The 22,168-nt window shown below is 71.4% G+C and carries 20 protein-coding genes; 15 read left to right on the forward strand and 5 right to left on the reverse strand.

All coding sequences use genetic code 11. The features are described 5' to 3' along the window. Nucleotides 1-79: 79 nt before the first annotated feature. Entirely contained in the window at nt 80-967 is an 888-nt protein-coding gene (gene purU / locus J2X64_RS13740) for a formyltetrahydrofolate deformylase (protein WP_310155476.1), read from the forward strand. A gap of 112 nt (nt 968-1,079) precedes the next feature. On the opposite strand, the gene J2X64_RS13745 is transcribed toward purU, so the two are convergent. The 5 genes from J2X64_RS13745 to J2X64_RS13765 all read right to left on the reverse strand — a co-directional run bounded on the left by J2X64_RS13745 (nt 1,080) and on the right by J2X64_RS13765 (nt 6,011). Further along, nucleotides 1,080-2,192, reverse strand: coding sequence for a Rossmann fold nucleotide-binding protein (locus tag J2X64_RS13745; RefSeq protein ID WP_310155479.1), 1,113 nt, complete (start codon nt 2,190-2,192; stop codon nt 1,080-1,082). A 22-nt stretch (nt 2,193-2,214) separates the two neighbouring features. Then, entirely contained in the window at nt 2,215-2,604 is a 390-nt protein-coding gene (locus tag J2X64_RS13750) for a PPOX class F420-dependent oxidoreductase (RefSeq protein ID WP_310155481.1), read from the reverse strand. Between the two features lie 14 nt (nt 2,605-2,618). Beyond that, the gene (locus J2X64_RS13755; protein ID WP_310155484.1) at nt 2,619-3,914 is read right to left on the reverse strand and encodes an FAD-dependent oxidoreductase; all 1,296 of its coding nucleotides are present in this window, start codon (nt 3,912-3,914) and stop codon (nt 2,619-2,621) included. Nucleotides 3,915-4,089: 175 nt separating this feature from the next. Next, nucleotides 4,090-5,529: an aspartate aminotransferase family protein gene (locus J2X64_RS13760; protein WP_310155486.1), complete on the reverse strand. Its 1,440-nt coding sequence runs from the start codon at nt 5,527-5,529 to the stop codon at nt 4,090-4,092. Further along, nucleotides 5,526-6,011 carry an Lrp/AsnC family transcriptional regulator gene (locus tag J2X64_RS13765; protein WP_397444052.1) on the reverse strand — a complete coding sequence of 162 codons (486 nt, stop codon included), beginning with the start codon at nt 6,009-6,011 and terminating at the stop codon, nt 5,526-5,528. Before J2X64_RS13765 ends, J2X64_RS13760 begins: the two co-directional genes overlap by 4 nt. A gap of 171 nt (nt 6,012-6,182) precedes the next feature. On the opposite strand from J2X64_RS13765, the gene J2X64_RS13770 reads away from it, so the two are divergent. From J2X64_RS13770 to ispG, 14 genes are all read left to right on the forward strand, one after another. Beyond that, nucleotides 6,183-7,631, forward strand: a complete 1,449-nt coding sequence (locus J2X64_RS13770; protein ID WP_397444053.1) for a gamma-aminobutyraldehyde dehydrogenase — start codon at nt 6,183-6,185, stop codon at nt 7,629-7,631. Between the two features lie 102 nt (nt 7,632-7,733). Beyond that, nucleotides 7,734-8,957, forward strand: a complete 1,224-nt coding sequence (locus J2X64_RS13775) for a spermidine/putrescine ABC transporter substrate-binding protein (RefSeq protein WP_310155491.1) — start codon at nt 7,734-7,736, stop codon at nt 8,955-8,957. 3 nt (nt 8,958-8,960) lie between these two features. Continuing rightward, on the forward strand, nt 8,961-10,115 hold the full coding sequence (locus J2X64_RS13780; protein WP_397444054.1) for an ABC transporter ATP-binding protein: 1,155 nt from the start codon (nt 8,961-8,963) through the stop codon (nt 10,113-10,115). Next, on the forward strand, nt 10,108-11,019 hold the full coding sequence (locus tag J2X64_RS13785; RefSeq protein WP_310155494.1) for an ABC transporter permease: 912 nt from the start codon (nt 10,108-10,110) through the stop codon (nt 11,017-11,019). The genes J2X64_RS13780 and J2X64_RS13785 overlap by 8 nt, the downstream gene beginning before the upstream one ends. Further along, nucleotides 11,019-11,810 (forward strand): ABC transporter permease, encoded by a 792-nt coding sequence (locus J2X64_RS13790; protein ID WP_310155497.1) that lies wholly within the window; start codon nt 11,019-11,021, stop codon nt 11,808-11,810. The genes J2X64_RS13785 and J2X64_RS13790 overlap by 1 nt, the downstream gene beginning before the upstream one ends. Before the next feature lie 6 nt (nt 11,811-11,816). After that, nucleotides 11,817-13,094, forward strand: a complete 1,278-nt coding sequence (locus J2X64_RS13795; protein ID WP_310155500.1) for a saccharopine dehydrogenase C-terminal domain-containing protein — start codon at nt 11,817-11,819, stop codon at nt 13,092-13,094. Nucleotides 13,095-13,176: 82 nt separating this feature from the next. Next, nucleotides 13,177-14,295 (forward strand): agmatinase, encoded by a 1,119-nt coding sequence (gene speB, locus J2X64_RS13800; protein WP_310155503.1) that lies wholly within the window; start codon nt 13,177-13,179, stop codon nt 14,293-14,295. Next, a complete protein-coding gene (locus J2X64_RS13805; RefSeq protein WP_310155506.1) occupies nt 14,295-15,755 on the forward strand; it encodes an NAD-dependent succinate-semialdehyde dehydrogenase in 1,461 nt (486 codons plus the stop codon). The genes speB and J2X64_RS13805 overlap by 1 nt, the downstream gene beginning before the upstream one ends. Nucleotides 15,756-15,889: 134 nt before the next feature. Continuing rightward, nucleotides 15,890-16,951, forward strand: coding sequence for a DnaB-like helicase C-terminal domain-containing protein (locus J2X64_RS13810; RefSeq protein ID WP_310155508.1), 1,062 nt, complete (start codon nt 15,890-15,892; stop codon nt 16,949-16,951). A 141-nt stretch (nt 16,952-17,092) separates the two neighbouring features. Further along, nucleotides 17,093-17,449, forward strand: coding sequence for a barstar family protein (locus tag J2X64_RS13815; RefSeq protein WP_310155511.1), 357 nt, complete (start codon nt 17,093-17,095; stop codon nt 17,447-17,449). Further along, nucleotides 17,446-18,126 (forward strand): Pr6Pr family membrane protein, encoded by a 681-nt coding sequence (locus tag J2X64_RS13820; RefSeq protein WP_310155514.1) that lies wholly within the window; start codon nt 17,446-17,448, stop codon nt 18,124-18,126. The genes J2X64_RS13815 and J2X64_RS13820 overlap by 4 nt, the downstream gene beginning before the upstream one ends. Further along, nucleotides 18,123-19,406 carry a 1-deoxy-D-xylulose-5-phosphate reductoisomerase gene (dxr, locus tag J2X64_RS13825; RefSeq protein WP_397444055.1) on the forward strand — a complete coding sequence of 428 codons (1,284 nt, stop codon included), beginning with the start codon at nt 18,123-18,125 and terminating at the stop codon, nt 19,404-19,406. The genes J2X64_RS13820 and dxr overlap by 4 nt, the downstream gene beginning before the upstream one ends. Continuing rightward, complete coding sequence (locus J2X64_RS13830; RefSeq protein WP_310155519.1) at nt 19,403-20,770, forward strand: site-2 protease family protein; 1,368 nt, start codon at nt 19,403-19,405, stop codon at nt 20,768-20,770. Before dxr ends, J2X64_RS13830 begins: the two co-directional genes overlap by 4 nt. 175 nt (nt 20,771-20,945) lie before the next feature. After that, complete coding sequence (gene ispG / locus J2X64_RS13835; protein ID WP_310155522.1) at nt 20,946-22,106, forward strand: flavodoxin-dependent (E)-4-hydroxy-3-methylbut-2-enyl-diphosphate synthase; 1,161 nt, start codon at nt 20,946-20,948, stop codon at nt 22,104-22,106. Nucleotides 22,107-22,168: the final 62 nt, after the last annotated feature.

The following is a 22,168-nucleotide window of genomic DNA, read 5'->3' on the forward strand; positions in this document are numbered from 1 at the left end:
CGACGCCCGACAATGGGGAGGCCTCCCCGGGCGTGGACGGACCGGCCGGGCGGGCGTGGGCGCGCCCTACGCTGTGGCCGTGCAGCACCAGCCCGTCCCCGCAGGTCCCGACGCCGGCCGCGAGTTCGTCCTCACGGTCTCCTGCCCCGACCAGCGCGGCATCGTCCACGCCGTCACCGGGGTGGCCCTCGACCTGGCGATGACGATCGTCGACAGCCAGCAGTTCGCCGACGCGTCGTCGGGGGAGTTCCACCTGCGGATGCACCTGGCCCGCGAGGGGGAGCCCCTCGACGTCGCGGAGGTGGAGGCGGCCGTGGCGCCCCTGGCGCAGCGGTTCGCGATGACGGCCGCCGTCCACGACCTCGCCCGCCGCCCGCGGGTGCTGGTCCTGGTGAGCCGGCAGGGGCACTGCCTCAACGACGTGCTGTTCCGCGTCCAGACCGGGTCGCTGCCGATCGAGGTGCCGGCGATCGTGTCGAACCACGAGGACTTCCGCGAGCTCGCCGCGTGGCACGGGGTGCCGTTCCACCACGTGCCCGTCACGCCTGCGACGAAGCCGGCTGCGGAGGACGAGCTGCGCCGGCTGGTCCGCGAGCACGACGCCGACACGATCGCGCTGGCACGGTACATGCAGGTCCTGTCGCCGCAGCTGTGCGCGGACTTCCCGGGCCGGGTCATCAACATCCACCACTCGCTGCTGCCGAGCTTCAAGGGCGCCAAGCCGTACACCCAGGCGCACGACCGCGGCGTGAAGGTGATCGGCGCGACGGCCCACTACGTCACCGAGGACCTGGACGAGGGCCCGATCATCGAGCAGGACTTCCGCCGGGTCGACCACCGGATGACGCCCGCGGAGCTGGCGTCGGTCGGGCAGGAGCTGGAGGCGATGGCGTTCGCGCGTGCCCTGCGCTGGCACGCCGAGCACCGGGTGGTGCTGCGCGGCCGCCGCACCATCGTCTTCGACTGACGACGACAGCCCGAGGATCGCAGCGAGCGCCAGCGAGCGAGGACCGGAGGGCGGAGGAGTCGGTCGCATGGGTTCGACTGACGACGACAGCCCGAGGATCGCAGCCACGGCGTCAGGAGGTCGGGGGAGCCATCCCGTCGACGATGACGGCGGCGGCCTCCTCGACGGTGTCGACCAGGTGGACGGCGGCCCCGAGCCCGCGGCCACGCCCGAGGGCCTGCACGGCCGACCAGACCGGCACCGTGTCGGTCCAGTACTCGTGGCCGACGAGCACGAGCCGAGGGAGGACGACCTCCCCGGTGGCGTAGTACAGCGGAGTCACCGCCTGGAACACCTCCTGCACCGTGCCGGCCGCACCCTCGAGGACGACGAGCCCCGCGGTGCACCGGGCGAGCAGGCCGTCCTCGCGGATCGCGTTCGAGAAGTACTTCGCGACGGCGTCGCAGAACACGTTCGGCGGCTCGTGCCCGTAGAACCACGTGGGGATGCCGATGCTGGCCGGGGTGTCGCGGCGGGCCAGGCCGTCACGCACCTGCAGCGCCAGCCGGGCCCACTCGGTGATCGAGGGACGGAAGGACGGGACGGCCCCGAGCCGCTCCAGCGCCTCCGCGAGGGCGGCTCCGTCGGTCGCCAGGGCGCCGAGGTTCGCGGCCTCCATGGCGCCCGGCCCTCCGCCGGTGGCGACCATGAGCCCCGCGGTCGCCAGCGCGTGGCCGCAGGCTGCCGCCCGGGCGTACGAGGTGGAGCCCCGCGCGAGGGCGTGCCCGCCCATGACGCCCACGACCGGCCGGCCCGCGATGAACTCGGTGAGGGCGTCCGTGACCGAGTCGTCGTGGATCGCGCGCAGCAGGGTGACGAACGCGTCGTGCCGCAGCGAGCCGCGGCGGGTCCACCGGTAGGCGCGGGCGTCGGGGGTGACGTCGTAGCCGCCCTCGTCGAGGCCGGCATACAGCTCCTGCGGGCTGTACAGCCGCGAGCGGTAGGGGTCGACGGGCGCCCGGGGGTCGGTGGGGAAGACGAGGGCGTGGTGCTTGCCCAGGTGCGCGTTGAGGGCGGGGGACAGGCGTCCGCCGAGGACCACGAGCCCGGCGACGTCCGTGCGTGCGAGCAGCCGGTCCTCGTATGCCGTGAGGTCCAGGTCCTGCAGCCGCAGGCCGGACAACGGCGCGCCGGAGTCGAGGGCCGACTCGAGGTCGGTGAGGGTCTCGATCTCCTCCGGCTCCACGGGGCGACTGTAGGGCGCCGGCTCAGACGTTGCCGAGGATGCGGTCGACGGCGATCTCGACCACGACGCGGGCGGGGTTCTCGCGGGGCGTCCGGTAGCGGGCGGCATACCGCTGCACGGCGTCGGCGACGGCCTCTGGCTCGGTGCGCACGGTTGCCACGCCCTCCAGCGCGATCCAGTGGCGCCCCTCCACCTGGCAGACGACGGCCCGGCCCCCGAGGGCGGCGTTGCGCGCCTTGCGGGACTCCCCGCTCGTGATGACCCGGACCAGGCGCCGCTCGCCGTCCCAGGTGAAGCCGACCGGGACCACGTGGGGCGAGCCGTCCGGGCGCAGCGTCGTCAGCGTCGCCAGGTGGCGCTCGGTGAGGAAGTCGAGCGCGGCTGGGGACAGGGCTGCGGGGTCGAGGGCCACGCGGTCAGTGTGTCCTAGTGCCCGGTCAGCGCCGACAGCGCCCGCCCCAGGCGCGCCGGCCGGCCCGTGCGCGACTCCTCGGCGTCTGCCGCGGAGGCGAGCCGGAGCCCGGCGTTGACGCCGAGCCAGCGCAGCGGCTCGGGCTCCCAGCGGCGGCTGCGGTGCCCGACCCAGGGCAGCTCGGTCACCGGGGTCCGCCGCCCCAGGACGAGGTCGGCCAGGGTGCGGCCGGCGAGGTTGGTCGCGGCGACCCCGTCACCGACGTAGCCGCCGGCCCAGCCCAGGCCCGTGGCGGGGTCGTACCCGACCGAGGGGTGCCAGTCGCGCGCGATGCCCAGCGGGCCGCCCCATGCGTGGGTGAAGTTCACGCCGGTGAGCTGCGGCAGCATTCCGGTGAGGGTGGCGTGCAGGTCGGCGAACACCCGCTCCTCGTGGTCGTACCCGGGTCGGATGCGGGAACCGAAGTGGTACGGGGCGCCCCTGCCACCGAACGCGATCCGGTCGTCGACGGTGCGCTGCCCGTAGACGATGACGTGCCGGTGGTCGCTGAAGACCTCGTGCCCGGCGAGGCCGATCGAGTCCCACACCCCGGGCGCCAGCGGCTCGGTCGCCACCATGAGCGAGTAGACCGGGGCCACCACGCGGCGCTGGCCGGGCAGTCGTGCCGTCCACGCCTCGGTGGCGCGGATGACGTGCCGGGCGGTGACGGTGCGGCCGTCCTCGAGGACCACCCCGCCGGGGGCGAGGTCGGCGACGCGGGAGCGCTCCAGCACCCGTCCTCCGCGCTCGCGGACGGCGCGGGCGAGGCCGTCGGCCAGCCAGCGCGGGTGCACGCGGGCACAGTGCGGGTTGAACGTGGCGCCGTGGACGTCGGTGGCGGCCAGCCGTTCGGCTGCCTCGCCCGCGTCGAGCCATCGAGTGCCCATGCCCCACTCGTCGGAGTGCCGCACCTCGGCACGGCCGCGCTCGGCCTGCGCGGAGGACCGGGCCAGCGCGAGGGTGCCGCCCTTGCGGAATCCGCAGTCGACCCCGACGGATTCCGTGGCGCGACCGACCTCGTCGACGGTGTCGCGCAGGGCGTCCAGCATGGCCGAGGCCGCAGCGCGACCCGACCGGCGGGCGAGGGTCTCCGGCGACACCGGCCACAGCGCCGACACCCAGCCGCCGTTGCGCCCGCTCGCGCCGAAGCCGACGTGCTCGGCCTCGAGCACCACGACGTCGAGCGAGGGCTCGGCCGCCAGGAGGTAGAACGCCGTCCACAGGCCGGTGAAGCCGCCGCCCACGACGACGACGTCCGCTGAGGGGGGCACGTCGGCTGGGGTCGACACCGCCGGGGAGCCGGCCGTCGCGGGAGCGGGCACGGCCGCAGCGGCCGGTCCCGTCGCGGACGACGGAACCGGCTGCGCGGCATACGGATCCGGTGTGGCGGTCGCCCACCACAAGGGCTCGGTCACGTGGTTCCCGGTGTCGGGGGAAGGGGGCTCGTCAGAGGTGCTTCTCGGCGTCCTTGAGGACCGACCGGAGACGGCTCTCGATGTCGTCGAACTCCGCCTGCCCGATGATCAGCGGCGGGGCGAGCTGGATCACCGGGTCGCCGCGGTCGTCGGCACGGCAGTAGATGCCGGCGTCGAAGAGCGCCTTCGACAGGTAGCCGCGCAGGAGCCGCTCGGACTCCTCGTCGTTGAACGTCTCGCGGGTCTCCTTGTCCTTGACGAGCTCGATGCCGTAGAAGTACCCGGCGCCGCGCACGTCGCCGACGATCGGCAGGTCGAGCAGCTTCTCCAGGGTGGCGCGGAACCGCGGGGCGTTGTCCTTGACGTGGTCGTTGAGGCCCTCGCGCTCGAAGATGTCGAGGTTCTCCATCGCGACCGCGGCCGACACCGGGTGGCCACCGAAGGTGTATCCGTGCGGGAAGTAGGTCGTGCCCTTCTTGAACGGCTCGAACAGCCGGTCGCTGGCGATCATCGCGCCGATGGGGGAGTAGCCGGAGGTCATGCCCTTGGCGCAGGTGATGATGTCCGGCACGTAGTTGAAGTCGTCGCACGCGAACATCGAGCCGATCCGGCCGAATGCGCAGATGACCTCGTCGGACACGAGCAGCACGTCGTACTCGTCGCAGATCTCGCGCACCCGCTCGAAGTACCCGGGCGGCGGCGGGAAGCAGCCACCGGAGTTCTGCACCGGCTCGAGGAAGACGGCGGCGACCGTGTCGGGGCCCTCGAACTCGATGGCCTCCGCGATCCGGTCGGCGGCCCAGCGCCCGAACGCCTTGTCGTCGTCGCGCAGGTGCTCGGGAGCCCGGTAGGAGTTGGTGTTCGGGACCTTGAAGGCGCCCGGGACCAGCGGTTCGAACATCTCCTTGGCCGCCGGGATGCCGGTGATCGACAGCGCCCCCTGGGGCGTGCCGTGGTAGGCCACCGAGCGGGAGATGACCTTGTGCTTGGTCGGCTTGCCGACGAGCTTCCAGTACTGCTTGGCGAGCTTCCAGGCGGTCTCGACCGCCTCGCCGCCACCGGTGGTGAAGAAGACGCGGTTGAGGTCGCCGGGGGCGCCGGCGGCGAGGCGCTCGGCGAGCTCGATGGCCTTGGGGTGGGCGTAGGACCAGAGCGGGAAGAACGCGAGGTCCTTGGCCTGGCGGGCGGCCGCCTCGGCGAGCTCGGTGCGGCCGTGGCCGACCTGGACGACGAACAGCCCGGCGAGGCCGTCGATGTACTCGTTGCCCCGGTCGTCCCAGATCTTGTGGCCCTCACCGCGCACGATGATGGGCACGCTGTGGGCCAGGCCGCCCTCGCTGCGGTCCTCGAACACCGAGTGCCGCGTGAAGTGCATCCACAGGTGGTCGCGAGCGGCCTCGGAGTAGAGGGCGCCGGACGGCGTGCGCAGGTCGGACGAGGGTTCGTAGGCGGCAGTGGGCTCAGTGGTCATCGGGTACCCCAGTTGTAGTGCTGCTTGTTGAGTTTCAGGTAGACGAACGTCTCGGTGGACTGGACCCCGGGAAGGGTCCGCACCCGCTTGGTGAGCAGCTCCAGGAGCTGGTCGTCGTCCTCGCAGACGACCTCCGCCAGCAGGTCGAAGCTGCCGGCGGTGGTGACGACGTAGTCGACCTCGGGCATCCGGGTCAGGGCGTCACCCACCCCGGTGAGGTCGCCGTCGACGCGGATGCCGATCATCGCCTGGCGGCGGAAGCCCACCTGGAGGGGATCGGTCACCGCGACGATCTGCATGACGCCGGAGTCGAGGAGACGCTGCACGCGCTGGCGCACCGCCGCCTCGGACAGCCCGACGGCCTTGGCGATGGTCGCGTACGGCTGCCGCCCGTCCTCCTGGAGGTGCTCGATGATCGCCTTCGCGACGTCATCGAGGCGCGCCTCGTGGGAGTGGTTGGGGGAGCGGGTCACGCCCGACATAGTTGCGTCTCAAGGGGACGGTCCGCAAGTCCCCTGACAACGGATTCCGTCGTCGAATTGTTAAATCCGTGTTGATTTCAGCGATCCGGTCGTCCGAACCTATTGAAATCACGCGTGATGTGGCTACAGTTCCAGACACCGGAATCCGCACCCAACCCTCGGGAGTGCTCTGTGACCTCGACGCCCCGCGTCCTGCGCAACTTCATCAACGGCGAGTACGTCGACGCCGAGTCGGACGCGACGACGGACATCGTCAACCCCGCGACGGCACAGGTCGTCGCCACCGCCCCGGTGTCGTCCCAGGCGGACGTCGACCGGGCGTATGCCGCCGCCGACGCCGCCTTCGCCGAGTGGGGCCAGACGACGCCGAGCGAGCGCCAGAAGGCACTGCTCGGATTCGCGGACGCCATCGAGCGTCGCGCAGACGAGTTCGTCCGCCTCGAGGGCGAGAACACCGGCAAGCCGCACGCGCTGACCGCCAGCGAGGAGGTCCCGCCGATGGTGGACCAGCTGCGGTTCTTCGCCGGGGCCGCCCGTGTGCTCGAGGGCAAGTCGGCCGGTGAGTACATGAAGGGCCACACCTCGTGGATCCGCCGGGAGCCCATCGGCGTCGTCGGCCAGGTGACCCCGTGGAACTACCCGATGATGATGGCGGTCTGGAAGATCGGGCCCGCGCTCGCCGCGGGCAACACCATCGTCCTCAAGCCCTCGGACACCACCCCCGAGACCACCCTGCTCATGGCAGAGATCGCCTCGGAGTTCCTGCCGGCGGGGACGTTCAACGTCGTCACCGGTGACGCCTCCACGGGCCGTGCGGTGGTGTCGCACCGGACGCCGGCCCTCGTGGCCATCACCGGCTCGGTGCGTGCCGGCATGCAGGTCGCCGAGGCCGCCTCGCACGACGTCAAGCGCGTCCACCTCGAGCTCGGCGGGAAGGCGCCGGTCGTGGTCTTCGACGACGCCGACATCGAGGCGGCGGTCGAGGGCATCGCGGGAGCCGGCTACTTCAACGCCGGCCAGGACTGCACGGCGGCGACCCGCGTGCTGGCCGCCCCCCGGATCCACGACGACTTCGTGGCCGCCCTGGCCGAGTTCGCCAGCACCTCCACCAAGGTCGGCATGCCCGACGACGAGGACGCCGCCCTCGGGCCGGTCAACAACGCCAACCAGCTGCAGCGGGTGCAGGGCTTCCTCGACCGGCTGCCCGACCACGCCACCGTCTCGGCCGGCGGCCACCGGGTCGCCTCCCTCGGCGACGGCTTCTTCCTCGAGCCCACGGTGCTGTCGGGCCTGAAGCAGGACGACGAGGCGATCCAGAACGAGATCTTCGGGCCGGTCATCACCGTCCAGCAGTTCACCGACGAGGACGAGGCCGTGCGCTGGGCCAACGGCGTCGACTACGGCCTGGCCTCCAGCGTCTGGACCCGCGACTTCGGGCGCGCGATGCGCATGTCCAAGCGCCTGGACTTCGGCGCGGTGTGGATCAACACCCACATCCCGATCGTGGCCGAGATGCCGCACGGCGGCTTCAAGCGCAGCGGCTACGGCAAGGACCTGTCCATGTACGGCTTCGAGGACTACACGCGCCTCAAGCACGTCATGGCCAACATCGAGAGCTGACCGCAACCACGGCCCCCGGCCCACCCCGCCCCGGACGCACCGTCCGACCCGTCCCCCCCACCCGGCCGGTTCACCCAGGCCGGTAGACCCTCGGAGGTCCCGATGACCGAACTCGACAACCTGGCCCTGCGGGCCGCCCTCGCCCGCGGGATGGTCACCCGGCGCACGGCCATGGCCGGCGGTGCCGGTGCGATCGCGCTGGCGCTGGCCGCCTGTGGCAGCAAGGGCAAGAACCCGACGGCCTCCGGCTCCGGCTCGGCCGCGCCGACAGCCAAGGCGGCGCAGGACATGTCTGCGACCGAGAAGCTCGTCAACTGGTCGAACTGGCCCGAGTACATCGACGTCGACGACAAGACGCAGGCCCGGCCGAGCCTCGTGGCGTTCACCAAGCAGACCGGGATCAAGGTCAACTACACCGAGGACTACAACGACAACGACGAGTTCTACGCCAAGGTCCGGCCGCTCCTCGCCGACGGCAAGGACACCGGCCGCGACGTCTGGTGCAGCACGGACTGGATGGTGGCCCGCCTCATCCGCCAGGGCTACGTCCAGAAGCTCGACCTCGCCAACATCCCGAACCACAAGAACGTCGATCCCTCGCTCCTGGACGTCGAGTTCGACAAGGGTCGTCTGTACTCCCTGCCCTGGCAGAGCGGGTTCGCCGGCATCGCCTACAACCCGGCGGCGACCGGCGGCAAGAAGGTCGAGTCGGTCGACCAGCTCCTCACGGACCCGGCGCTCAAGGGCAAGGTCACCCTGCTCACCGAGATGCGCGACACCGTCGGCCTCGTGCTCCTCGCGATGGGCAAGAAGCTCGAGAGCTTCACCGACGCCGACTTCAACGCCGCGATGGACGAGCTGAAGAAGGCCAAGGACGCCGGCCAGATCAAGGGATTCACCGGCAACGAGTACACCAAGCCGCTGGCGTCGGGCGACACGGCCGCGTGCATCGCCTGGACCGGCGACGTCGTCCAGCTCCAGGCGGACAACCCCAAGCTCGGCTACGTGCTGCCCAAGACCGGGTGCACCCTCTGGTCGGACAACTTCGTGATCCCGGCGATGGCCAAGCACAAGAAGAACGCCGAGATGCTCATCAACTACTACTACGACCCCGCCGTCATGGCGAAGGTCGTGGACTACGTCAACTACATCTCGCCGGTCCAGGGCACCAAGGCGGTGCTGCAGAAGGAGGACCCGAGCGTGGCCGACAACCCGCTCATCATCCCCGACGCCGCGACGCTCGCCAACGCCCACGTGTTCCGGGGGCTCACGGCCGCGGAGGAGACCAAGTACAGCGCGGCCTTCGCCGAGCTCACGGCGGGCTGAGCCGTGGTCGAGACGCTCCGGAGCCCCGACTCCGCCCGGCCGCGGTCGGTGCCGCGGGACAGCGTCGAGGACCTGCGCCTCGTCGGCGTGAGCAAGGTGTTCGACACGTTCACGGCGGTGCAGCCGATGGACCTGACCGTCCCGGCGGGCAGCTTCTTCGCCCTGCTCGGCCCCTCCGGCTGCGGCAAGACGACGACCCTGCGCATGGTCGCGGGTCTGGAGGACCCGACGACCGGGAAGATCCTCATCGGTGACCGGGACATCACCGACCTCAGGGCCTACAAGCGCAACGTCAACACGGTCTTCCAGTCCTACGCGCTCTTCCCCCACATGACCGTGGCGGAGAACGTGGCCTTCGGCCTCAAGCGCCGCGGTGACAAGGACGCCAGGCGCAAGTCGCAGGAGGCGCTCGAGCTGGTGCAGCTGCAGGCGGTGGCCGGCAAGAAGCCCGCCCAGCTCTCCGGCGGCATGCAGCAGCGCGTCGCCCTGGCCCGCGCCATCGTCAACCGCCCGGACGTCCTGCTGCTCGACGAGCCGCTCGGCGCCCTCGACCTCAAGCTCCGCCGGCAGATGCAGATCGAGCTCAAGCGGATCCAGCAGGAGGTCGGCCTGACCTTCATCCACGTGACCCACGACCAGGAGGAGGCCATGACCATGGCGGACTCCATCGCGGTCATGAACCAGGGCGTCGTCGAGCAGCTCGCGGACCCCGCGACGCTGTACGAGAACCCGGCCTCCACCTTCGTCGCGAACTTCCTCGGGCAGTCCAACCTGCTCCGGGCGCAGATCGAGGGCGAGGCCGGCGACGGCCTTCTCCGCGCGCGCACCCACGACCAGGAGCTGGTCGTCCGGGCGGACCGCGTGCCGGACGGCATACGCGACGTCTGGGTCGGGGTGCGCCCCGAGAAGCTGCGTCTCGGCGACCGCGGTCGCAACACCCTGCGCGGCATGGTGACCGACGCGTCCTTCACCGGGGTGTCGACGCAGTACCTGGTGCGTATGCCGTGGGACTTCGAGCTCATGGTCGTGCAGCAGAACGACGGGTCGGCGCGGGCGCACGTCGGCGAGACGGTGACCGTGTCCTGGGACCCGGGGCACGAGTTCGTCCTCGACCAGCGGCAGTCCGACACCGCCGGCGCGGACATCGACGATGAGTAGCGCGGCCCTGCCGTCGGCGGGCCCGCCCCCGGCCCGCCGGGCGCGCCTCAACTGGGTGCCCTACGCGCTGCTGCTGCCCGGGCTGCTGTGGCTGTTCGTCTTCTTCGTCGTGCCCATGATCACGCTGGCGTCGCAGTCGCTCCAGGAGGGCGACGTCGACAACGGCTACACCTTCACGGGCAACGTCGCGATCTACGGGCAGGCGCTGCAGGACTACTGGCCCCAGCTGCTCCGGTCGATCGGCTACTCCGCGACGGCGACCGTGCTGGCCCTGCTGCTCGGCTACCCGCTGGCCTACTTCATCGCCAGCCGCCGCAGCGCGTGGAAGAACATCCTGCTGGTCCTGGTGATCGCACCGTTCTTCACCAGCTTCCTCATCCGCACGCTGGCCTGGCAGACGATCCTCGCGGACGACTACCTGCCGGCCCGGATCGCGCGGGCCATCCACTTCACCGACCTGCTGCAGCTGCTCAACCTGTCGGAGAACTCCTCGCTGCTGTCGAGCAAGTTCGCGGTGATCTGCGGCCTGACGTACAACTTCCTGCCGTTCATGATCCTGCCGCTGTTCACCTCGCTCGACCGGCTCGACGGCCGTCTGCTCGAGGCGGCGAGGGACCTGTACGCCACGCCGCGCGAGACCTTCCGGTACGTCACCTGGCCGCTGTCGCTTCCCGGCGTGGTGGCGGGCACCCTGCTCACCTTCATCCCGGCGGCGGGCGACTACATCAACTCCAAGCTGCTCGGGAACACCCAGACGGTGATGATCGGCCAGGTCATCGACGCGCAGTTCCTGCGGGTGCTCAACTACCCGCTGGCGGCGGCGTTGTCGTTCGTCCTGCTCGTCCTCATCCTGACGCTCGTGACCGCGTACGTGCGGCGGGCCGGAACCGAGGAGCTCGTCTGATGGCCTGGCTCCGACGCAACCTGCTGACCTTCGCGGCGATGGTCACGCTGTTCATCCTGCTGCTGCCCAACGTGGTCGTCGCGCTGTTCTCGTTCAACAAGCCGAACGGGCGCTACAACTACCAGTGGGTGCGGTTCTCCACCGATGCCTGGGCGAACCCGTGTGGCACGCCGGGGATCTGCGACTCGCTCGGGCTCAGCCTGCGCATCGGGATCACCGCGTCGGTCGTGGCGACGATCCTCGGCACGATGGTCGCGTTCGCGCTCGGCCGGTTCCGCTTCCGCGGCCGGGCGACGACGAACCTGCTCATCTTCATGCCGATGGCCACCCCCGAGGTGGTCATGGGCTCGAGCCTGCTGACCCTGTTCGTGATGATGGGGCTGTCGACCGGTGCGCTGGCCATCCTCATCGCGCACATCATGTTCTGCGTCAGCTTCGTCGTCGTGGCGGTCAAGGCCAGGGTCGCCTCGCTCGACCCCCGGCTGGAGGAGGCGGCGGCCGACCTCGGCGCGACCCCGGTGGCGACCTTCATGAAGGTGACGCTGCCGCTGGTCGCCCCCGGCATCGCGGCCGGCGCCCTGCTGGCGTTCTCGCTCAGCTTCGACGACTACATCATCACCAACTTCAACGCGAGCCCGAGCTCGGTGACCTTCCCGATGTACGTCTGGGGTGCGGCACAGCGCGGCACGCCGGTGCAGATCAACGTCGTCGGCACGGTCATGTTCGTGCTGTCGGTCGGGATCGTCCTGACCGCGCAGATGATCTCCCGCCGCAGGGCCAGGAAGGCATAGGAACCCGTGCGCATCCTCATGATCGGCGCCGGTGGCGTCGGTGACGCCGCCGCGCGCATCGCGGTCGAGCGCGACTTCTTCGAGCTCCTCGTGGTCGCCGACTACGACCTGTCGCGGGCGCAGCGCACCGTGGCCGAGGCGTCGGCACGCCGGGCCGGTGAGAACCGCCTCGTGGCAGCCCGGGTGGACGCGTCCGACGACGGTGCCGTCGCGGCCCTGGCGCGGGAGCACGGTGCGACGCACGTGTTCAACGCCGTCGACCCGCGGTTCGTCATGCCGATCTTCCGGGGCGCGCTGGCAGCCGGTGCCGACTACCTCGACATGGCCATGAGCCTGTCGCAGCGGCACCCGCAGGAGCCGTATGCCAAGGCGCACGTGAAGCTGGGTGACGAGCAGCTCGCGACGGCGGGGGAGTGGGAGTCCGCCGGGCAGCTGGCACTGCTCGGCATGGGGGTCGAGCCCGGCCTGTCCGACGTGTTCGCCCGCTACGCCTCCGACCACCTGTTCTCGCGGATCGAGGAGCTCGGGACGCGCGACGGCGCCAACCTCGCCGTCTACGACGAGGACGGCAACGAGACCTTCGCACCGGGCTTCTCGATGTGGACCATCATCGAGGAGTGCCTCAACCCGCCGGTCGTCTGGGAGCGGGCGCGGGCCGAGGCCGCCGGTGGTGACCTCGAGGCAGGGTTCTTCACCCTCCCCGCGTTCAGCGAGCCGGAGGTCTTCGACTTCCCCGAAGGCATCGGCCCCGTGGAGTGCGTCCACGTGGAGCACGAGGAGGTGCTCCTCATGCCGCGCTGGCTCGACGCCGAGCGTGTGACGTTCAAGTACGGCCTCGGCGAGGAGCTCATCACCATCCTGCGGACCCTGCACACCCTCGGCCTGGACCGCACCGACCCGGTCCGGGTCAAGGGCGTCGATGTCTCGCCGCGGGACGTCGTCGCGGCTGTGCTGCCCGACCCCGCGACCATCGGGCCGCGAATGAGGGGCAGGACCTGCGCGGGGGTGCTCGTGACCGGCACCGGCAAGGACGGGCAGCCCCGGCGCACGTACCTCTACCACGTGTCCGACAACGAGGAGACGATGCGCGAGTACGGCGCCCAGTGCGTCGTGTGGCAGACCGCCGTCAACCCCGTCGTGGCCCTCGAGCTGCTCGCGACCGGCGTGTGGTCGGGCACCGGCGTCAAGGGCCCCGAGGCGTTCGACGCGCAGCCCTTCCTCGACCTGCTCGCGCGACCCAAGCCCGAGGGCTACGGGTCGCCCTGGGGCATGGAGGACCGCTGACCGTGCCTGCCCCCCACGGCACACCCGCGGTGCGGGCGGCCGCCCGGGGCAGGCGCCGCGGGGCAGGCATAGGGTCGTCACCATGACGCGCTACGGGCAGCAGTACGGCCCCGACTTCACCTTCCTGGGCGTGGACCGCTGCGACCTCGACGACGAGAGCACGTATGCCGGCGCCGACGTCGTCGTCCTCGGTGCACCGTTCGACGGCGGCACCTCCCACCGGCCCGGGACCCGGTTCGGCCCCCAGGCCATCCGGATGACCGACTACCTTCCGCACGACGGCTCGCGGCCCTCGCTGGCCCTGCGCACCGACGGCCTCGTCGACCTCAGGGTCGTCGACGCCGGGGACGTGGAGATGTACTCCGGCGACATCGAGGTCGCGCTGCCGGCGCTCGAGGCGGCCGTCGAGAAGGTGGCCCGCGCCGGCGCGATCCCGGTCGTCCTCGGTGGCGACCACTCGATCGCCTACCCGGACGCCAAGGGCGTCGCGAACGTCCTGGGCCACGGGCGCGTGTCGATGATCCACTTCGACGCCCATGCCGACACCGGTGACATCGAGTTCGGGTCGCTCTGGGGCCACGGGCAGCCGATGCGCCGCCTGATCGAGTCCGGCGCGCTGCGCGGCGACCGCTTCCTGCAGGTCGGCCTGCGCGGCTACTGGCCGCCGCCGGAGACGCTCGACTGGATGGCCGGCCAGAGGATGCGCTCGTTCGAGATGACCGAGATCGTCCACCGCGGGCTGCAGGAGTGCCTCAGCGAGGCGTTCACGATCGCCACCGATGAGTGCGAGGGCGTCTTCCTGTCCGTGGACATCGACGTGTGCGACCCCGGGCACGCGCCCGGCACGGGCACCCCGGAGCCCGGAGGTCTGAGCGCCCGCGAGCTGCTCGACTCGGTGCGCCGGATCTGCCTCGAGCTGCCCGTCGTCGGGATGGACGTCGTCGAGGTCAGCCCGCCCTACGACCACGCCGACATCACCGCGGCCCTGGCCAACCGGGTCGTCCTCGAGGCGCTGTCGGCGATCGCCCGCCGGCGCCAGGACGAGCGCGACGGCACCCGCTGGGACCCCTCGCTCCCGCTGCTCTCGGGCCGCAACGCGGCCATCCCGCAGGGCCACATCCCGCACCACCACACCCACGAGACCCACGACACCGCGACGCCCGGCACCACCGGGCACGACACCGACGGAGGCACGCGCTGATGGCTGTGAACCAGAAGTCCCTGATCGAGTCCGTCCCGAAGGGCCTGCTCATCGGTGGGCGGTGGCGTGAGGGCGGCGATGGTCGGACGATCGCGGTGGAGGACCCGTCGAGCGGGTCGACGATCACGCAGGTGGCGGATGCGACGGTGGCTGACGGTCGGGAGGCGTTGGACGCGGCTGTTGCGGCGCAGGCGGAGTGGGCGGCGACGGCGCCGCGGGACCGGGGGGAGATCCTGCGGTCGGCGTTCGAGGCGATCACGAAGCGGGCGGAGGAGTTCGCCACGTTGATGACCCTGGAGATGGGCAAGACGCTGGCCGAGTCGCGCGGTGAGGTGACGTACGGGGCTGAGTTCTTCCGGTGGTTCTCCGAGGAGGCGGTGCGGATCAGTGGGCGCTGGTCGACGGCCCCGAACGGTGCCACCCGGTTGTTGACGATGAAGAAGCCGGTCGGGCCGACGTTGATGATCACGCCGTGGAACTTCCCGCTGGCGATGGGGACCCGCAAGATCGGCCCGGCGATCGCGGCGGGGTGCACGATGGTGGTCAAGCCGGCCTCCCAGACCCCGTTGACGATGCTGGCCCTGGCCGAGCTTCTGCGCGAGTGCGGGCTGCCCGACGGGGTCCTGAACGTCATCACCACCACCCGCACCGGTGACGTCATCGAGCCGATCATCCGCGACCCCCGGCTGCGCAAGCTGACCTTCACCGGTTCCACGGCCGTGGGCCGCCGGCTGGTCGAGCAGTCCGCGCAGCAGCTGCTGCGGGTGTCGATGGAGCTGGGCGGCAACGCCCCGTTCCTGGTCTTCGACGACGCCGACCTGGACCGGGCCGTGGAGGGGGCGATGCTGGCCAAGATGCGCAACATCGGTGAGGCGTGCACCGCCGCCAACCGGTTCTACGCCCACGAGGACGTGGTGGACGAGTTCGCCGAGAAGCTGGCCAAGCGGATGGGTGCGCTCACCCTGGGCAAGGGCACCAAGAAGGGTGTCGACGTCGGCCCGCTCATCGACGCCAAGGCCCGCGACGGGGTCGCCGAGCTGGTCGAGCACGCCCGCGCCCAGGGCGCCACCGTCGTCACCGGCGGCAGGGCCGTGCCCGGCCGCGGGTACTTCTACGAGCCGACCGTGATCACCGGGGTGGCCAAGGACGCCCGGATGATGACCGAGGAGATCTTCGGCCCCGTGGCCCCGATCGCCTCCTTCCGCACCGAGGCCGAGGCCGTCGCCCTGGCCAATGACACCGAGTACGGGCTCGCGTCCTACGTCTTCACCAACGACCTCGGCCGCATGATCCGGGTGGCCGAGGGCCTGCAGTACGGCATGATCGGCGTCAACCAGGGCATCATCTCCAACCCCGCCGCCCCCTTCGGCGGCGTCAAGGCCTCCGGCTTCGGCCGCGAGGGCGGGTTCGAAGGCATCGAGGAGTACCTCGAGACCACCTACGTCGGCATCGCCCCCTAGTCCCGGGACGGGACGCGGCGCGGCCGGTCGTCGCGTCCCAATCGCCCCATACGTGCCGGTTGCCCATCGGCCGACTGGAGGTGTCTGGGCCGATCTGCCTCCGGGGGGTCGAGTTTGGTTGTTCAATTCGCGCCATGAGCGTGGAAGACATCGGGGTCGTCACCTCCCTGCGTCCGGGTGAGGACGCCTCGCGCACGGCCGGACGGCTGAAGTCACTGTCGGACGTCATGAGCGAGACCGACGAGAAGCTCAGGCTGGGGCACACGGCCGGGGCCCGCGTGTGGCCGACGGGGTTCGGCGCCCTGGACCTCGCGCTGTCCGGCGGGTTCCGCTCCGGCGAGCTCGTCCTGCTCGGCGGACCCCAGGGGCTGGGCAAGACCGCGATGATGCTGCAGGTCCTGCGCAACGCCGTCGCGGCCAACCGCACCGCCGTGTTCTTCTCCTACGAGCACGGGGCGCACAGCATCCTGGAGCGGCTGCTCGCGATCGAGGCGGCCGAGGTGGCCGGCACCGACGGGGTCAACCTCACCAAGATCCGGGCCGCCTTCGAGGCGCGGCACAGCACCGCCAACAACCTGGCCTCGCGGTTCGCCAACGCCCCCGGTGGGCCGGAGGCGGTCCGGTCGCTCGAGGCATACGCCGACCGCCTGCACATCCACACGAGCAGTGGCCTGCACACCACGCTGGAGACCATCCACGACACCATCGCCGAGCTCGCGCAGCGCGACGGCCGGGCACCCATGGTGCTCGTCGACTACCTGCAGAAGATCCCGGTGCCCGGCTCCAGCCTCGGCGAGGAGGAGCGGGTGGCCACGGTCGTGGAGCGGCTGAAGGACTTCGCGCTCGAGTTCGCCGTGCCCGTCGTGTCGATCGTGGCAGCGGAGAAGGGCAGCCTCGTCGGCGGCCGCCGCATGCGCGTGCACGACCTGCGCGGGTCGTCGGCGCTGGCGTACGAGTCCGACATCGTCCTGATCATCAACGAGAAGTACGACGTCGTGGCCAAGCACCACCTCGTCTACCACCTCGGCAACGCCGAGCGGTTCCGCCAGTGGGTCGTGCTGTCGATCGAGAAGAACCGCAACGGCGTCGACCACCTCGAGCTGGAGTTCCAGAAGCGGTTCGACCAGGGCCGCTTCGAGACGGAGGGGCGGGTCGTCGAGGAGCAGCTCATCGAGGAGCGTGTCTTCCGCGAGTGAGGCCCTGGGGTCCTGTGACACCAGACCGGCCGTTCTGGCAGTGGGCAGGCGCGGACTGGCCTAGTTTGGGCCGTATGCCGTGGCGCCCCGAGTCGCTCCCGCACCGAGCCGTCGCGACGTGCTGCCCGGGAGCGGGCCGTGGTGCGTGACCTCGGGGCCGGTGCCTCGATGACCGAGCTCGTCAGCGGGGCGCGCGCCGACGGCCGGGACGTGGTCGTCGTCACCGCCGGCGCCACCGTCGGGCAGAGCCTGGACTGGTTCGCCGAGAGCCTGGACCTGCCGGAGTGGTTCGGCCGCAACCTCGACGCGCTGGCGGACTGCCTGCACGACTTCGCCGAGGAGGAGGCGCAGGAGGGCACCGAGGGCCGGGTGCTGGTCTGGGACCGGGTCGCCCTCTTCAAGGTCGTGGACCCGGAGGGGTACGACGGCATCCGCTCGGTCCTGCTCGAGGTCGAGGACGAGCACCCCTCGCTGGCCGTCGTGGTGGTGGACCGGTGACCGGGGCGGCCGCCGAGACCGCCAGCCCCGTCGCGCGGGCCCGGGCGCTGCACCTCGTGGTAGCGCTGGTGGCAGTCCTCGCGGTGCTCTGGCAGCTGGTCCTGGTCGTCCAGGGGGCGGCGGTGCTCGACGAGACGAACGTGCCACCACTGGCGACACGGGTGGTCCGGTTCTTCTGCTACTTCACGGTCCTGTCCAACCTGCTGGTCCTCGTCACCTCCGTGCTGCTCGCGCGCGACCCGGGCCGCGACGGGCCGGTGTGGCGGGTGGTGCGCGCGGCGAGCCTGGTCGGGATCGCCGTCACGGGCCTCGTCCACTGGTTCCTGCTGCGGCCGATCCTCGACCTGACCGGCCCGAGCTGGGCGGTCGACAAGCTGCTGCACGTGGTGGTGCCGGTGCTCGCCCTGGCCGCCTGGCTGGCGGCCGGCCCGCGCGGCAGGCTCGGCCCCGGGGACGTGCTCCGGGCGCTCGTGTGGCCGGCCGTGTGGGCCGCCTGGACCCTCGTGCACGGCCTGGCGACCCACTGGTGGCCGTACCCCTTCATCGACGTCGACCGCCTCGGTTGGGGACCGGTGCTCGTCGCCGTCGCCGGTGTCGGGGTGCTGTATGCCGCGGTGGGGCTGGTGCTCGTGGCCGTGGACCGGGCCCTGCGGCGTCGGGCTCCCGCCACCGGATGAGGGACAATGGCGGGGTGACACCACCGCGCAGCGTCGCCGTCCTCGGCTCGACCGGGTCCATCGGGACCCAGGCCCTCGACGTCATCGCGCGCAACCCCGACCGCTTCCGGGTGACGGCGCTGTCCGCGGGATCGAACCTCGACCTCGTGGCCGAGCAGGCCGTCGCCTTCGAGGTCGAGCTGCTGGCCGTCGCCCGCGGGACCCACGAGGCGGTGGCCGAGGCCGTCGCCGCGCACGCACGCCGCGCCGGCCGCCCGGCATACCGCCCGCAGGTCGTCGTGGGGGACGACGCGGCGGTCACGGCCGCGGGGTCGGGAGCGGACGTCGTCCTCAACGGCATCACGGGCTCGATCGGGCTCCGGCCGACGCTGGCGGCCCTAGCCGCAGGGTCACGGCTGGCCCTGGCCAACAAGGAGTCGCTGATCGTCGGCGGACCCCTCGTCAAGGCCGCCGCCGCTCCCGACCAGATCGTGCCCGTCGACTCCGAGCACTCCGCGATCGCGCAGAGCCTGCGCGGCGGGCGCGCGGAGGAGGTGCGGCGACTGGTCGTGACGGCCAGCGGCGGCCCGTTCCGCGGGCGCAGCCGCGCGTCGCTGCGCGACGTCACCCCGGCCGACGCGCTCGCGCACCCGAACTTCTCGATGGGCCGGGTCATCACCACGAACTCGGCCACCCTGGTCAACAAGGGCCTCGAGGTCATCGAGGCGCACCTGCTCTTCGACATCCCGTTCGACGCGATCGAGGTCGTCGTCCACCCGCAGCAGATGATCCACTCGATGGTGGAGTTCGTCGACGGCTCGACCATCGCGCAGGCCGGTCCGCCGCGCATGCTCGTGCCGATCGCGCTCGGGCTGTCCTGGCCCGAGCGGCTCGCGGACGTCGACGTCCCGGTCGACTGGACCAGGGCGCAGTCGTGGGAGTTCGAGCCGCTCGACGACGAGGCGTTCCCGGCGGTGCGGCTGGCGCGGCAGGTCGGGGAGTCCGGGGGCACCTACCCGGCCGTCTACAACGCGGCCAACGAGGTCGCCGTCGATGCGTTCCACGACGGTCACATCCGGTTCCCCGACATCGTCGACACGGTCGAGCGGGTCGTGCAGGAGCACGCCGGGTCGGGGATCGATTCCGCGGCGCTGTCCGTTGAGGACGTGTTGCGGGCCGACGACTGGGCTCGCAGCCGGGCGCGGAAGGTGCTGGGTCTGCCCGGTCCCGACCTCGTCACCGACGCCACCGACGGCACCGCCGGTGACACCACCACAAGCGCCCAGGGGGCTCGCGCGTGACCGTCCTGCTGTACATCCTCGGGGTGCTCTTCGTGGCGCTCGGCGTGGGCCTGTCCATCGGCCTGCACGAGATCGGCCACCTCGTCCCCGCCAAGAAGTTCGGGGTCAAGGTCACCCAGTACATGGTCGGGTTCGGGCCGACGGTCTGGTCGACCCGTCGCGGCGAGACCGAGTACGGCATCAAGGCCATCCCGCTGGGCGGCTACATCCGCATGATCGGCATGTTCCCGCCCCGTCCCGGCGACCGGCCGGGGATGCTGCGCGTGTCGTCCACGGGCCGGTTCTCCCAGCTCGCCGACGAGGCTCGCCAGCTCAGCCTCGAGGAGGTCAAGCCGGGCGACGAGGACCGCGTCTTCTACAAGCTGTCGGTCCCGAAGAAGGTCGTCGTCATGCTCGGCGGCCCGGTGATGAACCTGCTGATCGGCGTCGTCCTGCTCGGGGGCATCGTCTCGCTGTACGGCGTCGCCACCCCGCAGAAGGGCGCCGACGTCGCCGCGGTGAGCGAGTGCGTCGTCGCCGCGGAGCAGGCCACCACCAAGACCACCTGCACCCCGTCGGACCCGAAGACGCCGGCCTACCAGGCGGGCGTGCGGCCGGGGGACCGGTTCGTGTCCATCGCCGGTCAGCCGATCACCTCCACCACCGACGTGGGCCGCCTGGTGCGCCCGCGGGTCGGCCAGCCCACGCCGGTCGTCGTGGAGCGCGACGGCCGCCAGGTGACGCTCACCGTGACGCCGATCCGCAACACCGTCCAGCAGGTCGACGACCAGGGCCGGCCCAAGGTCGACGCCCAGGGCAAGCCGGTGACCGTCGACGCCGGCTTCATCGGCGTCAGCAGCCAGACGCCCGTGGCCTACGTGCCGCAGCCGGTGACCGAGGTCCCCGGGATCGTCGGCGAGCAGCTCAAGGCCACCGCGGGGATCGTCCTGAAGATCCCGCAGAAGATGAAGGGCGTCGCGGAGGCGGCGTTCGGCTCCGGCCAGCGCGACCCCAACGGGCCGGTGTCCGTGGTCGGCGTGGGCCGCATGGCGGGCGAGGCGGCCTCGGGCGGCGTGCCGTGGATCGGTGGCCGCGACGGCATCAGCCCGTTCGTCTTCCTCCTGAGCCTCATGGCCTCGCTCAACTTCGCGCTGTTCGTCTTCAACCTCATCCCGCTGCTGCCGCTCGACGGTGGCCACGTGGCGGGGGCGCTCTGGGAGGGCCTGAAGCGGTCGGTGGCGCGCCTGCTGCACCGCCCGGACCCCGGTCACGTCGACGTCGCCAAGGCGCTGCCGGTGGCGTATGCCGTGTCGACCGTGCTCATCGTGATGTCGGCGCTGCTCATCTACGCCGACGTCGTGAAGCCGGTCAACCTCGGCGGCTGACGCACGAGCGGAGGAGGGTTGCGGGCCGAGGAACGAGGCACGCGGCCCGGGGGAGCGAGCAGGCAGCCGCCGCACGAGCTCGGCGGCTGACGCACGAGCGGCGTCCGCAGCCGTGCGCGGGGACGGGCCGGACCCTGCGGAGGGCGAGGTGCGCGGCATACCGGATAATGGACACATGACTGTTGGTCTCGGTATGCCGGCCCTCCCTCCGCCCGTCCTCGCGCCGCGGCGCAAGACGCGCAAGATCAAGGTCGGCAAGGTCGAGGTCGGCGGCGACGCCCCGATCTCCGTGCAGTCGATGTGCACGACCCCGACGACGGACATCAACGCGACCCTGCAGCAGATCGCCGAGCTGACCGCCGCGGGCTGCGACATCGTCCGGGTGGCGTGCCCGTCGCAGGACGACGCCGACGCGCTGCCCGCGATCGCGCGCAAGTCGCAGATCCCGGTGATCGCCGACATCCACTTCCAGCCCAAGTACGTGTATGCCGCGATCGACGCCGGGTGCGCGGCTGTCCGCGTCAACCCGGGCAACATCCGCCAGTTCGACGACCAGGTCAAGCAGATCGCGCAGGCCGCCAAGGACGCGGGCGTCTCGATCCGGATCGGCGTCAACGCCGGGTCGCTCGACAAGCGGCTGCTCGAGAAGTACGGCAAGCCGACCGCTGAGGCCCTCGTGGAGTCGGCCGTCTGGGAGGCGTCGCTGTTCGAGGAGCACGACTTCCACGACTTCAAGATCTCGGTCAAGCACAACGACCCCGTGGTCATGGTGCGCGCCTACGAGCTGCTCTCCGAGCGGGGCGACTGGCCGCTGCACCTCGGCGTCACCGAGGCCGGGCCGGCGTTCCAGGGCACGATCAAGTCGGCCACCGCCTTCGGCGCGCTGCTGTCCAAGGGCATCGGCGACACGATCCGCGTCTCCCTCTCGGCCCCGCCGGTCGAGGAGGTCAAGGTCGGCAACCAGATCCTGCAGTCCCTCAACCTCAAGCCGCGCAAGCTGGAGATCGTCTCGTGCCCGTCGTGCGGGCGCGCGCAGGTCGACGTCTACAAGCTCGCCGACGAGGTCACCGCGGGCCTCGAGGGCATGACCGTCCCGCTGCGCGTCGCCGTGATGGGCTGCGTCGTCAACGGTCCCGGAGAGGCCCGCGAGGCCGACCTCGGGGTCGCCTCCGGCAACGGCAAGGGCCAGATCTTCGTCAAGGGCGAGGTCATCAAGACGGTGCCCGAGTCGGCCATCGTCGAGACCCTCATCGAGGAGGCCATGCGCATCGCCGAGGAGATGGGCGAGCCCGTCGACGAGGCCGACGCCGGCTCGCCCTCCGTCACCGTCGGCTGACCGGGGGGGCTGCCGGGCGCCCGCCAAGGGCTGCCCACCTCGCGGGCGCCGCGTCCCGAGGG

The sequence above is a fragment of the Phycicoccus sp. 3266 genome, assembly GCF_031456495.1.
GTDB lineage: Bacteria > Actinomycetota > Actinomycetes > Actinomycetales > Dermatophilaceae > Pedococcus.

What these genes read in the sequence shown, in the direction of transcription:
- J2X64_RS13805 (WP_310155506.1), top strand. Translation starts at nt 14,295, where the DNA reads ATGGCTGTGAACCAGAAGTCCCTGATCGAGTCCGTCCCGAAGGGCCTG.
- J2X64_RS13765 (WP_397444052.1), bottom strand. Translation starts at nt 6,011, where the DNA reads ATGTCGGGCGTGACCCGCTCCCCCAACCACTCCCACGAGGCGCGCCTC.
- J2X64_RS13775 (WP_310155491.1), top strand. Translation starts at nt 7,734, where the DNA reads ATGACCGAACTCGACAACCTGGCCCTGCGGGCCGCCCTCGCCCGCGGG.
- J2X64_RS13810 (WP_310155508.1), top strand. Translation starts at nt 15,890, where the DNA reads ATGAGCGTGGAAGACATCGGGGTCGTCACCTCCCTGCGTCCGGGTGAG.
- dxr (WP_397444055.1), top strand. Translation starts at nt 18,123, where the DNA reads ATGAGGGACAATGGCGGGGTGACACCACCGCGCAGCGTCGCCGTCCTC.
- J2X64_RS13790 (WP_310155497.1), top strand. Translation starts at nt 11,019, where the DNA reads ATGGCCTGGCTCCGACGCAACCTGCTGACCTTCGCGGCGATGGTCACG.
- speB (WP_310155503.1), top strand. Translation starts at nt 13,177, where the DNA reads ATGACGCGCTACGGGCAGCAGTACGGCCCCGACTTCACCTTCCTGGGC.
- ispG (WP_310155522.1), top strand. Translation starts at nt 20,946, where the DNA reads ATGACTGTTGGTCTCGGTATGCCGGCCCTCCCTCCGCCCGTCCTCGCG.
- J2X64_RS13785 (WP_310155494.1), top strand. Translation starts at nt 10,108, where the DNA reads ATGAGTAGCGCGGCCCTGCCGTCGGCGGGCCCGCCCCCGGCCCGCCGG.
- J2X64_RS13760 (WP_310155486.1), bottom strand. Translation starts at nt 5,529, where the DNA reads ATGACCACTGAGCCCACTGCCGCCTACGAACCCTCGTCCGACCTGCGC.